The 16,263-nt window shown below is 67.2% G+C and carries 18 protein-coding genes; 10 read left to right on the top strand and 8 right to left on the bottom strand.

Translation table 11 applies throughout. The annotated features are described in order from the left end of the window. Positions 1-16: 16 nt before the first annotated feature. Positions 17-448 carry an SRPBCC family protein gene (locus ABZ004_RS08425; protein WP_355679115.1) on the top strand — a complete coding sequence of 144 codons (432 nt, stop codon included), beginning with the start codon at positions 17-19 and terminating at the stop codon, positions 446-448. A 17-nt stretch (positions 449-465) separates the two neighbouring features. Here ABZ004_RS08425 and ABZ004_RS08420 read toward each other — a convergent pair whose 3' ends face one another. Genes ABZ004_RS08420 through ABZ004_RS08410 form a run of 3 tightly spaced genes read right to left on the bottom strand, consistent with a single transcriptional unit; the run spans position 466 to position 2,561 of the window. Beyond that, a complete protein-coding gene (locus tag ABZ004_RS08420) occupies positions 466-1,479 on the bottom strand; it encodes an SDR family oxidoreductase (RefSeq protein ID WP_355679114.1) in 1,014 nt (337 codons plus the stop codon). A 2-nt stretch (positions 1,480-1,481) separates the two neighbouring features. After that, on the bottom strand, positions 1,482-1,724 hold the full coding sequence (locus ABZ004_RS08415; protein ID WP_355679113.1) for a hypothetical protein: 243 nt from the start codon (positions 1,722-1,724) through the stop codon (positions 1,482-1,484). 24 nt (positions 1,725-1,748) lie between these two features. Further along, positions 1,749-2,561, bottom strand: a complete 813-nt coding sequence (locus tag ABZ004_RS08410; protein ID WP_355679112.1) for a sigma-70 family RNA polymerase sigma factor — start codon at positions 2,559-2,561, stop codon at positions 1,749-1,751. A 158-nt stretch (positions 2,562-2,719) separates the two neighbouring features. Here ABZ004_RS08410 and ABZ004_RS08405 point away from each other — a divergent pair, with 158 nt between their 5' ends. From ABZ004_RS08405 to ABZ004_RS08390, 4 genes are all read left to right on the top strand, one after another. Then, on the top strand, positions 2,720-3,505 hold the full coding sequence (locus tag ABZ004_RS08405) for an SDR family NAD(P)-dependent oxidoreductase (protein WP_355679111.1): 786 nt from the start codon (positions 2,720-2,722) through the stop codon (positions 3,503-3,505). Positions 3,506-3,524: 19 nt separating this feature from the next. Further along, positions 3,525-3,923, top strand: coding sequence for a VOC family protein (locus tag ABZ004_RS08400; protein ID WP_355679110.1), 399 nt, complete (start codon positions 3,525-3,527; stop codon positions 3,921-3,923). A gap of 62 nt (positions 3,924-3,985) precedes the next feature. Further along, positions 3,986-5,779 (top strand): thiamine pyrophosphate-requiring protein, encoded by a 1,794-nt coding sequence (locus ABZ004_RS08395; protein WP_355679109.1) that lies wholly within the window; start codon positions 3,986-3,988, stop codon positions 5,777-5,779. A 41-nt stretch (positions 5,780-5,820) separates the two neighbouring features. Further along, complete coding sequence (locus tag ABZ004_RS08390) at positions 5,821-6,411, top strand: hypothetical protein (RefSeq protein ID WP_355679108.1); 591 nt, start codon at positions 5,821-5,823, stop codon at positions 6,409-6,411. Positions 6,412-6,414: 3 nt separating this feature from the next. Here the strand turns inward: ABZ004_RS08390 and ABZ004_RS08385 are convergent, their stop codons facing one another. The 5 genes from ABZ004_RS08385 to ABZ004_RS08365 form a co-directional block, all read right to left on the bottom strand. Continuing rightward, positions 6,415-6,621, bottom strand: a complete 207-nt coding sequence (locus ABZ004_RS08385) for a hypothetical protein (protein WP_355679107.1) — start codon at positions 6,619-6,621, stop codon at positions 6,415-6,417. Positions 6,622-6,757: 136 nt separating this feature from the next. Then, positions 6,758-7,090 carry a hypothetical protein gene (locus ABZ004_RS08380; protein ID WP_355679106.1) on the bottom strand — a complete coding sequence of 111 codons (333 nt, stop codon included), beginning with the start codon at positions 7,088-7,090 and terminating at the stop codon, positions 6,758-6,760. A gap of 88 nt (positions 7,091-7,178) precedes the next feature. Continuing rightward, positions 7,179-8,141 carry a TIGR03557 family F420-dependent LLM class oxidoreductase gene (locus ABZ004_RS08375; RefSeq protein ID WP_355679105.1) on the bottom strand — a complete coding sequence of 321 codons (963 nt, stop codon included), beginning with the start codon at positions 8,139-8,141 and terminating at the stop codon, positions 7,179-7,181. Positions 8,142-8,209: 68 nt separating this feature from the next. Beyond that, positions 8,210-9,283 carry an acetate/propionate family kinase gene (locus tag ABZ004_RS08370; protein ID WP_355679104.1) on the bottom strand — a complete coding sequence of 358 codons (1,074 nt, stop codon included), beginning with the start codon at positions 9,281-9,283 and terminating at the stop codon, positions 8,210-8,212. Beyond that, positions 9,259-11,637, bottom strand: a complete 2,379-nt coding sequence (locus ABZ004_RS08365; RefSeq protein ID WP_355679103.1) for a phosphoketolase family protein — start codon at positions 11,635-11,637, stop codon at positions 9,259-9,261. The genes ABZ004_RS08370 and ABZ004_RS08365 overlap by 25 nt, the downstream gene beginning before the upstream one ends. Before the next feature lie 115 nt (positions 11,638-11,752). On the opposite strand from ABZ004_RS08365, the gene ABZ004_RS08360 reads away from it, so the two are divergent. The 5 genes from ABZ004_RS08360 to ABZ004_RS08340 all read left to right on the top strand — a co-directional run bounded on the left by ABZ004_RS08360 (position 11,753) and on the right by ABZ004_RS08340 (position 16,254). Then, positions 11,753-12,547 (top strand): endonuclease/exonuclease/phosphatase family protein, encoded by a 795-nt coding sequence (locus ABZ004_RS08360; RefSeq protein WP_355679102.1) that lies wholly within the window; start codon positions 11,753-11,755, stop codon positions 12,545-12,547. A gap of 37 nt (positions 12,548-12,584) precedes the next feature. Continuing rightward, positions 12,585-13,352, top strand: a complete 768-nt coding sequence (locus tag ABZ004_RS08355; RefSeq protein WP_355679101.1) for a GAF and ANTAR domain-containing protein — start codon at positions 12,585-12,587, stop codon at positions 13,350-13,352. Between the two features lie 36 nt (positions 13,353-13,388). Beyond that, on the top strand, positions 13,389-14,720 hold the full coding sequence (locus tag ABZ004_RS08350) for a cytochrome P450 (protein WP_355679100.1): 1,332 nt from the start codon (positions 13,389-13,391) through the stop codon (positions 14,718-14,720). 39 nt (positions 14,721-14,759) lie between these two features. After that, positions 14,760-15,719, top strand: a complete 960-nt coding sequence (locus ABZ004_RS08345) for a TIGR03557 family F420-dependent LLM class oxidoreductase (protein WP_355679099.1) — start codon at positions 14,760-14,762, stop codon at positions 15,717-15,719. Between the two features lie 64 nt (positions 15,720-15,783). Beyond that, on the top strand, positions 15,784-16,254 hold the full coding sequence (locus ABZ004_RS08340; protein ID WP_355679098.1) for an SRPBCC family protein: 471 nt from the start codon (positions 15,784-15,786) through the stop codon (positions 16,252-16,254). Positions 16,255-16,263 lie beyond the last annotated feature (9 nt).

The raw sequence follows: 16,263 nt of genomic DNA, 5'->3' as shown, positions 1-16,263 counted from the left end.
GGGTACAAAGTTGTGCATGAGTGAGAACGAACGCCTGATCAACGCATCCGTGGAGGACGTCTTCGCCGTCCTCACCGATGGCTGGAGCTACGCGTCCTGGGTGGTGGGCGCCTCTCATATCCGCGACGTCGAGGCCGGCTGGCCACAGCCCGGCTACAGCATCCACCACTCCGTCGGCGCGTGGCCGCTGCTCATCAAGGACACCACCACGATCGAAGAACACGAGCCGCTGCGCTACTTGCGGCTGCGCGTGCGCGCCTGGCCGACCGGTGAGGGAATTGTCGAGTTCGAGGCAACCGACAAGGACCGCCGGTGTCACCTCGTCATGCGCGAACATGCGGCCAAAGGGCCGGCCAGGCTGATCCCGAAGGCGCTGGCCGACCCAGTGCTGCACGCACGCAATGCCGAAACCCTCGCGCGCCTCGCCCTCCTCGCCGAACACCGCTAGCGCGCCGCAGCCTCCCGCTAGCGCCGCAGTCTCCGCCACGCCGAGGCTGCGGCAACACCGGCACCGGTGGCCAGCAGGGCCAGCGGGCCACGGTGCTGGGAGGCCCAGAGCTGATAGCTGCGGTCGGTCGCCCGGGCATCGAACACGCCGTGGCTGCCGAAGTCGTCGCCGCCGCTGCGATCGGCCGGTTCCCACAGATTGGCCGGCCGACCGGACTTGCGAGGCTGGCCGGTCTGCTGGGACTGATAGCCGGTCCGGGCCAGATAGTGGTCCAGGATGCCTGGTGCGAGTTTGTTCGCGATCAACGTTCCCACCGTCGGCGCACCCACCCAGTACTCCCGGCGCCGAGGGTGATCAGCGGCGTACAGGACCGCGGATGCCGCGATCTCGGGCTGGTAGATCGGGGGCACCGGCTGGGGATGCTTCGGGAGCCTCGACAGCACCCAGGAGAACTGAGGGGTGTTCACGGCCGGCATCTGGACCATCGTGACGCGCACGTTCGATTTGTCGTGCAGTAGTTCGCACCGCAAGGAATCATGAAAGCCCTGGATGGCGTGCTTGGCACCGCAGTACGCCGATTGCAGCGGGATCCCGCGATAGGCGAGCGCCGAGCCGACCTGGACGATCGCGCCGCGATCCCTGGGCTTCATCCGGTCCAACGCGGCCCGGGTGCCATAGACATACCCGAGGTAGGTCACTTCCGTCGCCCGCTTGAACTCCTTCGGCTCGATCTGCATGAACGGCGCGAAGACCGACGTGAACGCGACGTTGACCCAGACGTCGATCGGGCCGAGTTCCGCCTCGATCCGGCCGGCCGCCGCCTCGACCTGCTCGTAGTCGGCGACATCGACCGGAATCGGCAGTGCCGTACCGCCGGCCGCCTCGATCTCCTCGGCGGCAGCCTTCAGACCGGCCTCGCCACGCGCTAGTAACGCCACCTTGGCTCCGCGCGCCGCGAACGCGACAGCGGTCGCGCGGCCGATGCCGGCACTGGCTCCGGTCACCACAACGGTCTGTACCCGTTCGTTCACAATCACTCCTCGTCCAGCGAGCTGTCGATCTCCGGCGGTCCGCCGTACGGCGGGCATTCGTCCGGTAGCAGCCGGACGCCGACCTGAGCCGCCTTCACTGCGACCGCTTGCTCAGGCCGTCCCAGCCGCAACCCGATCACGCTCGGCGGAAAGTTGTCAGCGGCAAGCTCGCTCAGCCAAGCGACTTCATCGGCGGTCCAGGGGCCGGCTGCGTTCCGGTAGGACTGGGACTGCGCGTTCTCCATGCATACCATCTCCTCGGTTGTGCGTCAGGCGGCTGACAACCGTGGTTCGAGCCGGGCTTTGAGGTCGTCGAGAATCAGCCGGAGCAGTCGTGACACCTGCATCTGGCTGACGCCGATCTCGGCCCCGATCTCCGCCTGCGTCCAGCCTTCGACGAAGCGGAGCTGCAGGATCCGCCGGTCCCGGTCGGACAGCGATTCGAGCAGCGGCTGCAGCATGTCCACCGCCTCCAGCTGCCGCAACGTCGGGTCGTCGTCATCGGCGACGACGTCAGCCAAGGTGTAGCCGGCCGCTTCGCTGCGATCCAAGGACAGCGTCGAGAAGCAGCCGTGCGCCGCGAAGGCCTGATTGACCTCCTCGATGTCCAGTCCCAGCCGGTCGGCGATCTCGTCGGCTCCCGGTTCGCGGCCCAGCTCCTGCACCAGCAGGGGCAGGTTCGTGCTGACCAGCCCCTGCACCTCTTGCAGCCGGCGCGGAATCCGGACGGTCCAGGCGCAATCGCGGAAGTAGCGCTTCACCTCACCGCGGATCGTCGGTACGGCGTACCCGATGAACGGTGTGTCGGCATCCAGCCGGTAGCCGTTGGCGGCCTTCACCAGGCCCAGATAGGCGACCTGTTCCAGATCCTCGGGATCCGGTCCGCGGTTGCGGAACCGCTGGGCGATTCCGCGGGCGATCTCGATGTTGAGTTCGACCACGGCCGCCAGCAATTCCTGTTGCTCGCGTTCGTCCGTACTGCGTGCCTTGCGCTCGAACAGCTCCTGGGTTGCCGATTCGCGCAACGCGCGATCCTCGGCGGAACTGCACTGTTGCGGGACTGACTCGATCAGCAGAACCATGTTTCGACCCTCGCGACGTGACGTCACGGCGTGGCCGGTGTCTCGACCACGGTCAGTAGCACCAAGCCCGTACCCGATCCCCGTGCGAACATGCACCTTCAGTGCCGGACCCGAAGCTCGCCGCGATTGCGGACACGGCGGCTGGGTACCGCCAGAGAATGAACGAAACGCATCCACTCGCCCTGCTCACCGGCGCCTCGAGTGGGATCGGGCTCGAGCTCGCCAGACAGTTCGCCAAGCACGGGCATGACCTGGTCATCGCCGCTGAGAACGACGCCGTGGAGGCGGTCGCGGTCGAGTTGCGCACCGCCGGAACCACGCCCGTACAGGTCGAGGCGGTCAAGGTCGACCTGGCGGCGGCCGACGGCGTACAGCGCCTCTACACCGCTCTCAATGGCCGGCCGATCGACGCGGCGGTGCTGAACGCCGGTGTCGGACTGGGCGGCCCGTTCGCCGAGAACGACCTCGCCGCGGAGCTCGGAATCATCGATCTCAACGTCAGGTCGACGGTTCACCTCGCGAAGCTGTTGCTGCCGGACATGCTCGCCCGCAACCGAGGCCGGATCCTCATCACGTCGTCGATCGCCGCGACCATGCCCGGCTCGTTCCAGGCCGTCTACAACGCCAGCAAGTCGTTCCTCCAGTCCTTCGCCGAGGCACTCCAGAACGAACTCAAGGACTCCGGGGTCACGGTCACGTCGTTGATGCCGGGGCCTACCGAAACCAACTTCTTCCACCGGGCCCGGATGGACGACACTCCCGTCGGCCGAGCCGACAAGGACGATCCTGCCGAGGTCGCCAAGCAAGCCTTCGACGCACTGATGGCCGGCAAGGACCGCGTGGTCGCCGAGTCGTTGACGACGAAGGCACAGGAACTGGCCAACAAGATCCTGCCCGACAAGGTCAAGGCCGCGGTCCATCGCAAGATGGCGGAACCCCAGTGAGTTCAGAGAGGAGACGTAGGTGACCGGTAAACCTGCTGAGGTCGGAGATCTGCGGCTGGCGACGATCGTCGTCAACTCTGTGGATATGGACCGGACAGCCGCCTTCTGGTCCGCCGCACTCGGCTATACAGCTCCGGACCGGATCGGCGACAAGGATCAGTTCGCCAAACTCACCGACCCTGACGGCACCGGGCCGGCTGTTCTCGTGCAGCGGGCAGAACAGATCCCCACCGACCCGGCGCCGGTCCATATCGACCTGTACACCGCCGAGCGAGACCGCCACATCGACCGCCTGGTGAAGCTCGGAGCGACGGTGGCCGACGACTGGGGCTACCCCGCCGACCACGACTTCGTCGTACTCCGCGACCCCGACGGCAACGAGTTCTGCGTCATCCAGGTAGAGGCCGGAACGTTCTGAATGCGGTTCGGACGGCTGGGTACCGGCGAATTCGTCGCAGAGAGCCGATCCCAGGAGGTGTCATGGCGCGCACGGTGGCCGATGAGGTACTCGGCAGGTTGAGGGAGTGGGGCGTCGATCACGTCTTCGGGTATGCCGGCGACGGCATCAACGGGCTCCTGGCCGCCTGGCAGAAGGCGGACAACCAGCCGCGGTTCGTCCAGGCACGCCATGAGGAGATGTCGGCCTTCGAAGCGGTCGGCTACGCCAAGTTCACCGGCCGGGTCGGTGTCTGTGCGGCAACTAGTGGCCCAGGCGCGATCCACCTCTTGAACGGCCTGTACGACGCGAAGCTCGACCACGTGCCGGTGGTCGCCCTGATCGGGCAGACCGCGCGGACGGCGATGGGCGGCAACTATCAGCAGGAAGTCGACCTGGCCTCGTTGTACAAGGACGTTGCGAGCGAGTACTGCGAAACGGTAATGGTCCCCGAGCAGCTGCCCAACGTCCTGGATCGCGCGATCCGGATCGCCACCGCACGCCGTACCGTCACCGCCGTGATCATCCCCGGTGACGTCCAGGAACTCGAGTATGCGGCACCGGCGCACGCGTTCAAGATGGTTCCTTCCAGTCTCGACATGTCGTGGTCCCAGCCCGTCCCCACCGACGAGGCGGTGCACCGCGCGGCCGACGTGCTCAACAGCGGACAGAAGGTCGCCATGCTGGTCGGCCAGGGAGCCCGGTCGGCCGTCGCCGAGGTCACCGAGATCGCAGATGTGCTCGGCGCCGGAGTGGCGAAAGCCCTGCTGGGCAAGGATGTCCTGTCCGACGAGCTGCCCTGGGTCACCGGATCGATCGGGCTGCTCGGCACCCGCCCGTCGTACGAGCTGATGACCGGTTGCGACACCCTCCTCGTGGTCGGATCGAACTTCCCGTACAGCCAGTTCCTGCCGGCCTACGACCAGGCCCGGGCCGTACAGATCGACCACGACGCGACCATGCTCGGGCTTCGCTACCCGTTCGAGGTCAACCTGCACGGTGATGCCGCCGAGACCTTGCGCCGGTTGCTGCCGCTGCTGAACCGCAAGGAGGACCGGTCGTGGCGTGATGACATCGAGAGCAAGGTCGGCCGTTGGTGGGAGGTCATGCAGCGCCGCGCCTACACCTCGGCCGACCCGATCAACCCCGAACTGGTCTTCCACGAACTGTCCCCGCGGCTGCCTGAAGACGCGATCCTGGCCGCGGACTCCGGCACGGCCGCCAACTGGTACGCGCGCCACATCCGGATCCGAGGCCGGATGCGCGGATCGCTGTCCGGCACGCTGGCCACCATGGGCCCGGCTGTGCCGTACATGATCGGCGCCAAGTTCGGCAATCCCGGCCGGCCCTGCTACGCCCTGGTCGGTGACGGTGCCATGCAGATGAACGGCATCAACGAGCTCATCACCATCGCGAAGTACTGGCGCGAATGGGACGACCCGCGGATGGTGATCGCCGTCCTGCACAACAACGATCTCAACCAAGTCACCTGGGAACTGCGCGCGATGGGCGGCTCGCCGCAGTTCCTGCCCTCCCAGCAGCTCCCCGACTTCCCGTACGCCGGGTTCGCGCAGAGTCTCGGCCTGCTCGGGGTGAAGGCCGAGAAACCGGACGAGGTCGCGGCCGGGTGGGACGAGGCGCTGGCCGCCGACCGCCCCTGCGTCATCGAGTTCCGTACCGACCCCGCCGTACCGCCGATCCCGCCGCATGCCAGCTGGGACCAGATCGAGAAGTCGCTGGAGTCGATCGTGCGGGGCGACTCCGACCGCCTCGACATGATCAAGGAAGGCGCCAAGAGCAAGATCCAGGAGTTCCTCCCCGGCACGAAGGACGCATAGTTCCCCGCGTGATTCGGCGTGGTTGCGGGTACTAGCTGGTTGTGAGGGTTTACGGCTACGTTTGGCGCGCGTTCGCCGGGTTGTTTCTGGCGGTCGGCATGATGCTGGCCTGTCTCGCTCTGCCGGCCAATCTGCTGGTCGTCGTCATCATGCTCGCGCTCCTGATCGGTACGACGACAGGCGTCACACATTCGACCTGCGCGCAGTCGGCGGGAACGCCGGTCGGGGCAGGCCGATCCGCAGCGCTTGGTGTGCTGGCATCAGCCGCGACGTTGGCCGTCGCGGGGTTCGCGGTGATCTTGAGCGTTGGAGTCATCGGCCTGGTGCTCGTCCTCGGTCTCGGCTCGCCCCAAGCCCTTCGCTGGTGTGGAAGGCGCGTGCGGCGATCTCCGCAGGAGAAGGGCGGCGAGCTGTTGACACGAAGTACGGCAGAGCTGTGCCGGCAGTGGCAAGCCACCTACAGCTCCCTGCGCGACGCTTCGACGCCGGCCGCCAGGCTGCGCATTGTCGAGATCCGCCAACGCTGCCTGGACGAACTGGAACGCCGCGACCCCGCCGGCCTGAGCGCGTGGCTGGCATCAACCGCCAGCGCCGGCGGCGACCCCAGCCGCTACCTCGACCACACCGAGTAAGCGTCAGACGCTCGTACGCCGGGCGGTCGGCCTAGGTCGACTCGGCCGCTGCTGGTGCGCATCCTGCGGGTCCGGCTCGGCCTCCTCGGCGGACGCTTTCTTTGGCGTCGGGCACACCGGCTCACGACGCAACGGGCCACCGCCGAGTCTTCGGCTCTTCCACTGCTTATCTTCGTAGTCGTAGTAGGTATCGACGCCGCCAACAGTCATCATCGTGCTCCTAGCAAACCGGCCCCCCGGTCCGGCCTGCTGACTGCTTAACACGCCGCATTTTCAGATTGACACGAACCGCTCGCCTGCACCAGCCCTGTTTTCTTCACAGGGCGATGACGACAGGCAAGGCAGATCAGTAGATTCCGCCGGTCGCGAGAGCTTCCTCGACGGCCGGATCCGACGCGGTGATGTCCAACCGGCAGCGCGCCGCCCAGCAACGCCTCTCGGCCACATCCACCAGATGCGGCAACGCCTCGCGATGAGTCGGATCGAGAGCGGCCTGAATATCGAGAACCACTGCCTTCGCGTTCAGTTCGCAGGCGTCCAGGATCAGCTCCCGGGCAGTCGCCACGACCTCAGCGGTCAGTGTTCCCGTGACGACGACGCGCACGATCCCTGGAGCGATCTCGAGCCGCACCGGCGGCCCGTCGATCGCTGAGGAATATTCACTTTCTATGACGGCCACAACCTCAGCCCCTCGGTCATACCGCCCGATGCCCGCCGCTGCCTGACGAGCAGGAGCCCGGTACCCCGCCGTCCGACGCCCTAATCGCCTACCGCGAAACTTCCCGGAGCGCCGGGCCGAGCTCCTTCGTGAAGAAGTCGAAGAAGCCGTCCATGTCCGGGCCGGCGTTGATGAGTGCCAGCTGGTCGTAACCCGCATCGACGAACTTCCGAGCCACCTCGACGTGCCGGGCCACGTCGGGACCACAACCGAACTGCTCGCGCAGATGATCAGCCGTCACCAGCTCGGTAGCAGCGTCGAAGTTCACTGGGTTCGGTAGCTCGGCCTGGACCTTCCAGCCGGTGACCCCGAACCGGAACAGCCGCCGCGCCGACTCGGCCGCCTCGTCCTCGGTGGTAGCCCACGCCAGCGGCACCTCGGCGTACCGAGGTCCGTCACCACCCGCTTCCCGGTACGCCGTGACGAGGTCCTCGCGCGGCTCGGTGACGAAGAGCGCGTCGCCCAACTCCCCCGCGATCCGCGCCGCAGCTGGTCCGCCGGCCGCCACCGCGATCGTCGGCAACGTGTCCGGCAGATCGAAGACCCGCGCGTCCTCCAGCCGCAGGTACTTACCGTCGTACGACTGGTAGCCGCCACTCCACAGCAACCGGATGATCTCCAGCGCCTCCCGCAGCATCCCGTGCCGCTGCGCGACCGGCGGCCACCCCTGGCCGACGACATGCTCGTTGAGCCGCTCCCCCGCACCGATACCGAGGGTGAACCGGCCGCCGGACAGCAGCGCGGTCGTCGCCGCCGCCTGCGCCACGATCGCCGGGTGGTACCTGATGAACGGACAGGTCACGCCGGTGGCCAACTCGATCGTCGTCGTCCGCGCCGCGGCGGCCGCCAGCATCGAGAAGGCGAACCCGGAGTGCTCGTGTTCCGGCACCCAGGGATGGAAGTGATCGCTCACCTCCACGAAGTCGAAACCGGCCGCCTCCGCGCGCACCGCCTGCTCGACGATCTCGACCGGCGAGTAGGCCTCCGCGATCAACTTGAATCCGAGTCGCATCGATCCTCCTGACTGAGCATTCCCGAACCCGGTGCCCGATCAGCGGTATCTGAAAAGCGAGAACATCGTCAGGCGAGGAGTTCACGGGCCTCGGCTGCCATGGTGAGGTCTTCGCGGGCTTCCAGAACGCACGCGGCGACCCCGCCTGCCGCACTGATCACCGGCGCCGACGACTCGTTGCTCTCAGCATCGAGTGTGATGCCCAGCCAGCCGAGTTCACGGATGACCGCTGCCCGCAACGGCGCCGAGTGCTCCCCCACCCCGCCGGTGAAGGCCAGCGCGTCGAGACCGCCCAACGCCGCTGTCATCCGCGCGATCTCACCCACCAACCTGTGCACGTACGTCTCGTATGCCAGCCGGCAGTCCTCGTCGCCACCCTCCAGACCTGCCACCACCTCGCGCAGATCACCCGACCGCCCGCTGAGGGCGAGCAACCCGGAGCGGTGCTCCAGCGCATCCCCGATCTCCTCCGCGGACAGTCCACCTGACGTCTGCAACCACAGCAGCAATCCAGGATCGATCGATCCCGATCGCGTCGCCATCACCAGACCGTCGAGCGGCGTGAATCCCATCGTCGTCTCCACCGACCGCCCCTCGGCGATGGCGCACAACGACGCGCCGGCTCCCAGATGGGCGCTGACCAGTCGCGGCACCTCGCGCCCGAGAATCTCCGGCACCCGGCGGGCGACGTACGCGTGCGACAGCCCATGGAAACCGAACTTCCGCAATCCGAAATTCTCACGCCACTCGGCGGGCAGCGCATAGGTGGCGGCCATCGCCGGGATCGTCCGGTGGTACGCCGTATCGAAGCAGGCCACCACCCGCCGATCACCCGACCGCGTGTGCCGGATCAGCTCCAGCGCCCGTGGCTGATGCAGCGGAGCCAGCGGAACCAGCTCCTCCACAGCCGCTTCCACCTCGTCATCCACCACGACAGGACCGTCGAACCTCTCCCCACCGTGCACGACCCGATGCACCACGACGTCGCCGCCCATCGCATCGATCGGCTCCGGCGACCCGTCCCAGTCCGAGACGTCCTTCTCGTCGAGCACTTCGTCCTTGTCCGACAGCACCCGCAACTTCAGGCTCGACGAACCGGCGTTCACGATCAGCAGGTTCATCCGCGCCGGCCCCAGCGCCACTCCCGCACCTCGGGCAGATCCTCACCGACCGTCGTCACATAGGCGCGATGCCGGGTCCGCTGATCCGAGAAGTACTGCCGTACCGAGATCGCCCGGCCCCGCAACGACGGCACCCGATCGATCACGTCCATCGCCAGGTGATACCGGTCCAGGTTGTTCAGCACGACCATGTCGAACGGAGACGTCGTGGTCCCCTCCTCGATATAGCCCCGCACGTGCAGATTCGAGTGATTCGTCCGCCGGTAGGTCAGCCGGTGAATCAGCCAGGGATACCCGTGATAGGCGAAGATCACCGGCTTGTCCGGCGTGAACAGCGCGTCGAACTCCGGATCGGTCAACCCGTGCGGATGTTCGGCCGCGTCCTGCAACCGCATCAGATCGACCACGTTCACGACCCGGATCTTCAACTCCGGCAGGTGTTCGCGCAGCAGATCGACGGCTGCGAGCGTCTCCATCGTCGGGACGTCACCCGCGCACGCCATCACCACATCGGGATCGCCGTCGTCGTTGCTGGCGAAATCCCACACCCCGATCCCGCGCGCACAGTGCAACGCCGCCGCTTCCCAATCCAGCCAGCTCGGTTGCGGTTGCTTGCCCGCGACAACAACATTGACGTAGTTCTTGGTTCGCAGGCAGTGATCCATCGTCGACAGCAAGGTGTTCGTGTCCGGCGGCAGATAAACCCGCACCACTTCCGCCTTCTTGTTCACCACGTGGTCGATGAAGCCGGGATCCTGGTGCGAGAAACCGTTGTGATCCTGCCGCCAGACATGCGACGTCAGCAGATAGTTCAGCGACGGGATCGGTCGCCGCCAGTCCAGCCGGTTGACCGTCTTCAGCCACTTGGCATGCTGGTTCACCATCGAGTCGACGATGTGCACGAAGGCCTCGTACGACGAGAACAACCCGTGCCGCCCGGTCAGCAGGTACCCCTCCAGCCAGCCCTGGCACGTGTGCTCGCTGAGCATCTCCAGCACGCGGCCGTCGGCGGCCAGATGCTCGTCGGTCTCCCGGCCTTCCGCGTTCCAGGCCTTGGCCGTCACCTCGTAGACCGACGACAGCCGGTTGGACTCGGTCTCGTCCGGACCGACCATCCGGAAGTTCCGCTGTTCGGCGTTCAGCGTGAACACGTCCCGCAGGTAACCGCCGAGAACCTTCGTCGGCTCCCCGTCCTCGGCCCCCGGAGACTTCACCGGTACGGCGTACTCCGCGACGGCGGGCAACTCGAGATCACGCGTGATCAGCCCGCCGTTGGCATGCGGACTCGACCCCATCCGCAGCTCCGGACCGGGAGCCAGCTCCAGCAACCCGGGCATCGGCCGGCCCTTGCCGTCGAACAGTTCCTCGGGCCGGTAACTCCGCAGCCAGTCCTCCAGCTGCCGCAGGTGATCCTCGTTCGTCCGTACGCCGGACAGCGGCACCTGGTGCGACCGCCAGGTGTCCTCGACCGGCAACCCGTCCACCGTGTGCGGACCGGTCCAGCCTTTCGGCGTACGGAGCACGATCATCGGCCAGGCCGACCGCGGCGGCGCGGCGTCCGTCGTACGGGCTTCCAGCTGGATCTCGTCGATCCGGTCGAAGCATTTGTCCATCGCGGCCGCCAGCGCCTGGTGGACCTCGGCGGGTTCGGATCCTTCGACGAGGTAGGGCTCGTGGCCGTAGCCCCGCAGGAGCGCCGTCAGCTCCTCGTCGCCGATCCGCGCGAGCACGGTCGGGTTGGCGATCTTGTAGCCGTTCAGGTGCAGGATCGGCAGGACCGCGCCGTCGCGCCGCGGATCGAGGAACTTGTTCGAGTGCCACGAGGTCGCCAGCGGACCTGTCTCGGCCTCGCCGTCACCGATCACACAGGCGACGACCAGCCGGGGGTTGTCGAACGCGGCGCCGTAGGCGTGACTCAGCGAATACCCCAGCTCGCCGCCCTCGTTGATCGACCCAGGGACATCCGCCGCGACGTGGCTCGGAATCCCGCCGGGGAACGAGAACTGCTTGAACAGTCTGGCCATCCCCCGCTCGTCCTGGCTGGTTTCCGGGTACGTCGCCGTCCAGCTGCCCTCGAGCCAACCGTTCGCCACGATCGCCGGACCACCGTGGCCGGGACCGATCACGTACATCAGCTCCCGTTGACGCGCCCGGATCACCCGGTTCAGGTGCGCGTACACCAGGTTCAGGCCGGGCGTCGTACCCCAGTGGCCCAGCAGCCGCGGCTTGATGTGTTCCGGCCGCAACGGCTCCGCCAGCAACGGGTTGGCCAGCAGGTAGATCTGCCCGACGGACAGATAGTTCGCCGCCCGCCAGTACGCATCCAGCCCCTGTAGCTCGTCATCGGTCAGCGGACGTCCCTCAGCGTGTTCCACGACTCTCCCATCGACGATCCGCCCCCAAGTACCCAACGGTGATCAGCCCAACCTGATTGCCATTGCGGTCACGGGGTAACGGGAAGGAGCTTCGACAAGGAGGTCTGTCAGCAGAATGCGTGTGCTGCAACTGAACGTCTGGGGTGTGCGGGGCGATTGGGAACGCCGTCGCGCGGTGCTGCGCCGGGAACTCGCGCGGCTGAGGCCCGACCTGGTCACGTTCCAAGAAGTCATTCACACCGACGACTACGACCAGGCGGCCGACGTCCTCGGACCGGAGTACCAGTTCCATCACCAGCCGGTCCGGGAGAAGGACGGTTCCGGCGTGACGACCGCCAGCCGGTGGCCGATCGGACGCACGGCCGAGGTCGACCTCCAACTGTCGGAACGTACTGCGGACTTCGCCTGCACGGCCCTCGCCACCGAAGTCACCGCGCCCGAGCAGATCGGGCGCGTCTGGCTGGTCAACAACTTCCCCAGTTGGCAACTCGATCAGGAAGCCGAACGCTGCCGCCAGGCCGCCGAAACCGCCCGCTCTCTCCAGCGGCTGCTCGCGCAATTTCCCGGACACGCAATAGTGGCTGGAGACTTCGATGCCGACCCGGACTCGGACAGCATCCGCTTCTGGACCGGTCGTCATGTCGTCGACCGGATCAGCGTCTGCTTCCGCGACGCCTGGTCCAGCGCGCACCCGGAGGAGCCCGGCCACACCTACGTACCGGACAACCCCTTCAGTGCGGACTGGGACTGGCCGTTCCGTCGGATCGACTACATCCTCATCGGCTGCGGTCTGCACGGTGGGCCGACCCTCGCCGTCGAGAGCTGCGACCGGGTCCTCGACGGCTCGGACACCACAGCCAGTGACCACTACGGCGTACTCGCTGACCTCGGCCTGCCACCCGCCAAGTAGACGTGTCAGCTGACTCCTCCTGATGCATTATGGGTGAATGGATCACTCTGAAGGCCTGGGTGCCCCTGCACAGACGCAGTCCGGCACGTTGAGCCTTGACGACGTGGCGACGGCGAACGCCTTCGCGCAGTTCGCGGTCGAACTCCACGCCTCCGGCGGCGTCGAGGAGACCGTCGACGCGGTCGTCGGCTTCGCGCTGCACGCACTCGGCTGCTCCCACGCCGGAGTCGCGATCGCCGGCCGGGGCGGTAAACCTGAGATCCCGGCCGTCACCGATCCGGTCGTCGCCGAGATCTACCAGGCGCAGCTGACCAGCGGCAACGGGCCGATGCCGGTCTGCATGAAAGACAGTGTCCCGATCCTCGTCACCGACACCGCTCTCGACGAACGTTGGCCCGACTGGGCTGCTCAGGTCCGCGCGCTCGGCGTACGGAGTGTGTTCGACGTGCCGCTCAAGACCGCGGCCGGAACGGTCGGCGTGATGGGCCTCTACAGCGACAAGCCGGACGCCTTCGACGCCGACGACCAGGCCATCGCCCACATCCTCGCCCGGCACGCGACCATCGCCATCGCCAACGCCCGCCACGACGCGACCATGATCCAGGCCATCGACGCCCGCAAACTGGTCGGCCAAGCGATGGGCATCCTGATGGAACGCTTCGACCTCGACAGCGACCGCGCCTTCGAGGTCCTGAAACGCTACTCCCAGGACAACAACCTCAAACTCCGCGACGTCGCCCAGAACCTCGTCGACACCCGCAAACTGCCGGAGACGAAATACCAGCTACCGGCACACCAGGTCTAGCGGTTTTGGTTGGGTGCCGGCGGGCACCGAACCAGCATGTCCAGGACTCTCGTAACAGCATCGGCTGCCGACTCCGCACGTACCGTACGTGACGTACTGCTTCCGGTGGTGGCGCAAGGAGCGATCCTGCGCCGTCCGCGGTTCTCCCAGCTGGCCGAGCGGTTCAACGCCGACGAGCGGTCGTTGCGCCGGGTCCGGAGGTTGCGTGACCGGTACGGCGACGGACCGTTGCTGCTCCGGATTCCAGGGCGCCAGGTCGCGCTGATCCTGCAGCCTTCCGACGTCTGGCGGGTGCTCGACCAGACCCCCGAGCCCTTCTCGGCCGCCAGCACCGAGAAGGTAGCAGCACTGCGCCATTTCCAGCCGCACGCCGTCCTGGCGACCGACCCGCCGTTGCGCCCGCTACGCCGTGAGCTCAACGAGGCGGCGCTCGACTCGCACCAGCCGGTGCACCGCCACGGCGCCGCCATGCTCGCCGTGATCACCGAGGAACTCGACACCCTGCACGGCACGCTGGGCTGGACGGACTTCCGCGAGATCTGGTCGCGGATCGTCCGCCGGATCGTGCTCGGCGACAAGAGCCGCGACGACACCGAGCTCACCGAGCAACTGGATGCCCTCCGCTCCAACGCGAACTGGGCTCAGTTCCGCCCGCGAGATGACGCCGCACTACGACGGTTCCGGGCGCGCCTCGACCAGTACGTCGAAGCCGCCGAACCCGGCAGCCTCGTCCACGACCTCTGCTCAGCAACGAACGCGGCCCACCCCGACGCGCGGGATCCCGACGAGCTGGATCCTGCTGGGCAGGTTCCGCATTGGCTGTTCGCCTTCGACGCGGCCGGCATCGCGCTGTGGCGCCTCCTCGCAGTACTGGCAACACGTCCCGGGGAGGCAGCGACGATCGCCGAGGAAGCCGCCCACCCGGAGTCCTCGCCGCTGCTGGCTCACGCCGGTGCGGCCTTCCAGGAATCGGTGCGCCTCTGGCCGACCACTCTCGTCGTACTGCGGGAAGGTCGCACCGACACCGAGTGGGACGGCCGGACCGCGCCGGCCGGTACCGAGTTCGCGATCGTCAGCTCCGTCTTCCACCGCGACGACGAGGCGCTCGACTACGCGAACCGCTTCGAGCCGGCGAGCTGGCTCGACGGGCGCTCCGACGGGGCCTGGCCGATCATCCCGTTCAGCGCCGGGCCGGCCGTCTGCCCAGGACGCAATGTCGTCCTCCTGACCACCAGTGCGGCCACCAGCCACGTGATCGCCAACTACGACCTGGATCTCGACCCGCACACCCGGGAAAAGCTGGCGGACGCCATGCCGCCCACCTTCGACCACACCACCCCACGCCTCGGCTTCTGGCGCAAGCACTGACCTCCGTTTGGCCCGTGGCAGCACGGGAACCTGGACGCCATGACCAAGATCGGATACTTCCTGTCCAGTGAGGAATACACGCCCGCGCAGCTGATCGAGCAGGCACGGCTGGCCGAGGAGGCCGGCTTCGACGGGCTGTGGATCAGTGACCACTTCCATCCCTGGAACGACGAACAGGGCCAGAGTGCGTTCGTGTGGTCGACGATCGGCGCGATCTCGCAGGTCTGCGAACTGCCGGTCACCACCGCGGTGACCTGCCCGACGGTGCGGATCCATCCGGCCGTCATCGCCCAGGCCGCGGCGACCAGCGCAGTGCTGCTCAACGGGCGGTTCACCCTCGGCATCGGCAGCGGCGAAGCCCTCAACGAGCACGTCCTCGGCGACGTCTGGCCGACGGTCGACGTCCGGCTGGAGATGCTCGAGGAAGCCGTGGAGATCATGCGGCGGCTCTGGACCGAGGACGGCTTCGTCAGCCACCACGGCAAGCACTACACGGTCGACACCGCACGGATCTACACCCGCCCGGATTCACCGCTGCCGATCTACATGTCCGGATTCGGGCCGGAGGCAACAGATGTCGCCGCGCGGATCGCCGACGGCTACATCACCACGTCACCGGACAAGGAACTGCTCCAACGGTTCCGCGAGAACGGCGGCGGCAACAAGCCGACGCAGGTGGGCTTCAAGGTCAGCTACGCACCGACCGCGGACGAGGGTGTCGAGCAGGCCCATCGCATCTGGGGCAACTCGGGTCTCCCCGGCGAGCTCTCCCAGGTCCTCCCCTCACCGCGCCACTTCGAACAAGCAAGCCAGCTCGTCACCAAGGAGCAGACCGCGGACTCCGTCACCTGCGGCCCGAACGCAGCCGATCACCTCAAGGCTTTCGCCCCGTACGTCGAGGCCGGCTTCGACGAGATCTACGTCGCGAACATGGGGCCGCACTCGGTCGACATGATGAAGCTCTACCGCGACGAGGTGCTCCCCGAACTCCGCCGCTGAGTTTTCCAAGTGAGGTACTGGGCACCTGGTTCAGAGACAAGCATTCGGCAGCGAGGTGGAGCAGATGGCACATCATGAGGCGTCGGCGACGGTGGATGTCGCGCCGAACATTCTCTTCGACTACCTGGCCGACATCGATCACCTGCCGGAGTACCTGCCGCGGCTCAGCGATGTCCACCAGCTGCAACCCGACCCGTCGGAGGCGCAGGGTATGGAGGCCCGCCGCCCGCGGCAACCGGTGCACCGTGAGGTCGAGGTGACCGCCGAGGAGCCGGCCGGACGGACGGTCCGGAGCGAGGCGTGGATCGACGTGGTCGAGGAGAACCGCGTGCTCCGGTGGGGCGCGTCCGGCGTACCGGATTACCACGGTGAGCTCGAGGTCGGGTTCGTTGCCGACGGCACCTCGCAGCTCACCATCCGGCTGGACACCGGGCACGACGAGGATCCCGCGGTCGACGCGGAACTGTCCCGGGCGCTGGACGGGATCAGGACCTCGCTCGAAGCCGCGAGCCGCACCGAAGGTGACCAACCCTGAGCGACGGCT

Origin of the sequence: Kribbella sp. NPDC006257 (assembly GCF_040613535.1) — a bacterium.
Taxonomy (GTDB): domain Bacteria; phylum Actinomycetota; class Actinomycetes; order Propionibacteriales; family Kribbellaceae; genus Kribbella.
The sequence above is the reverse complement of the archived record's forward strand: the minus strand, read 5'-3'. Positions and strand labels throughout refer to the sequence as shown.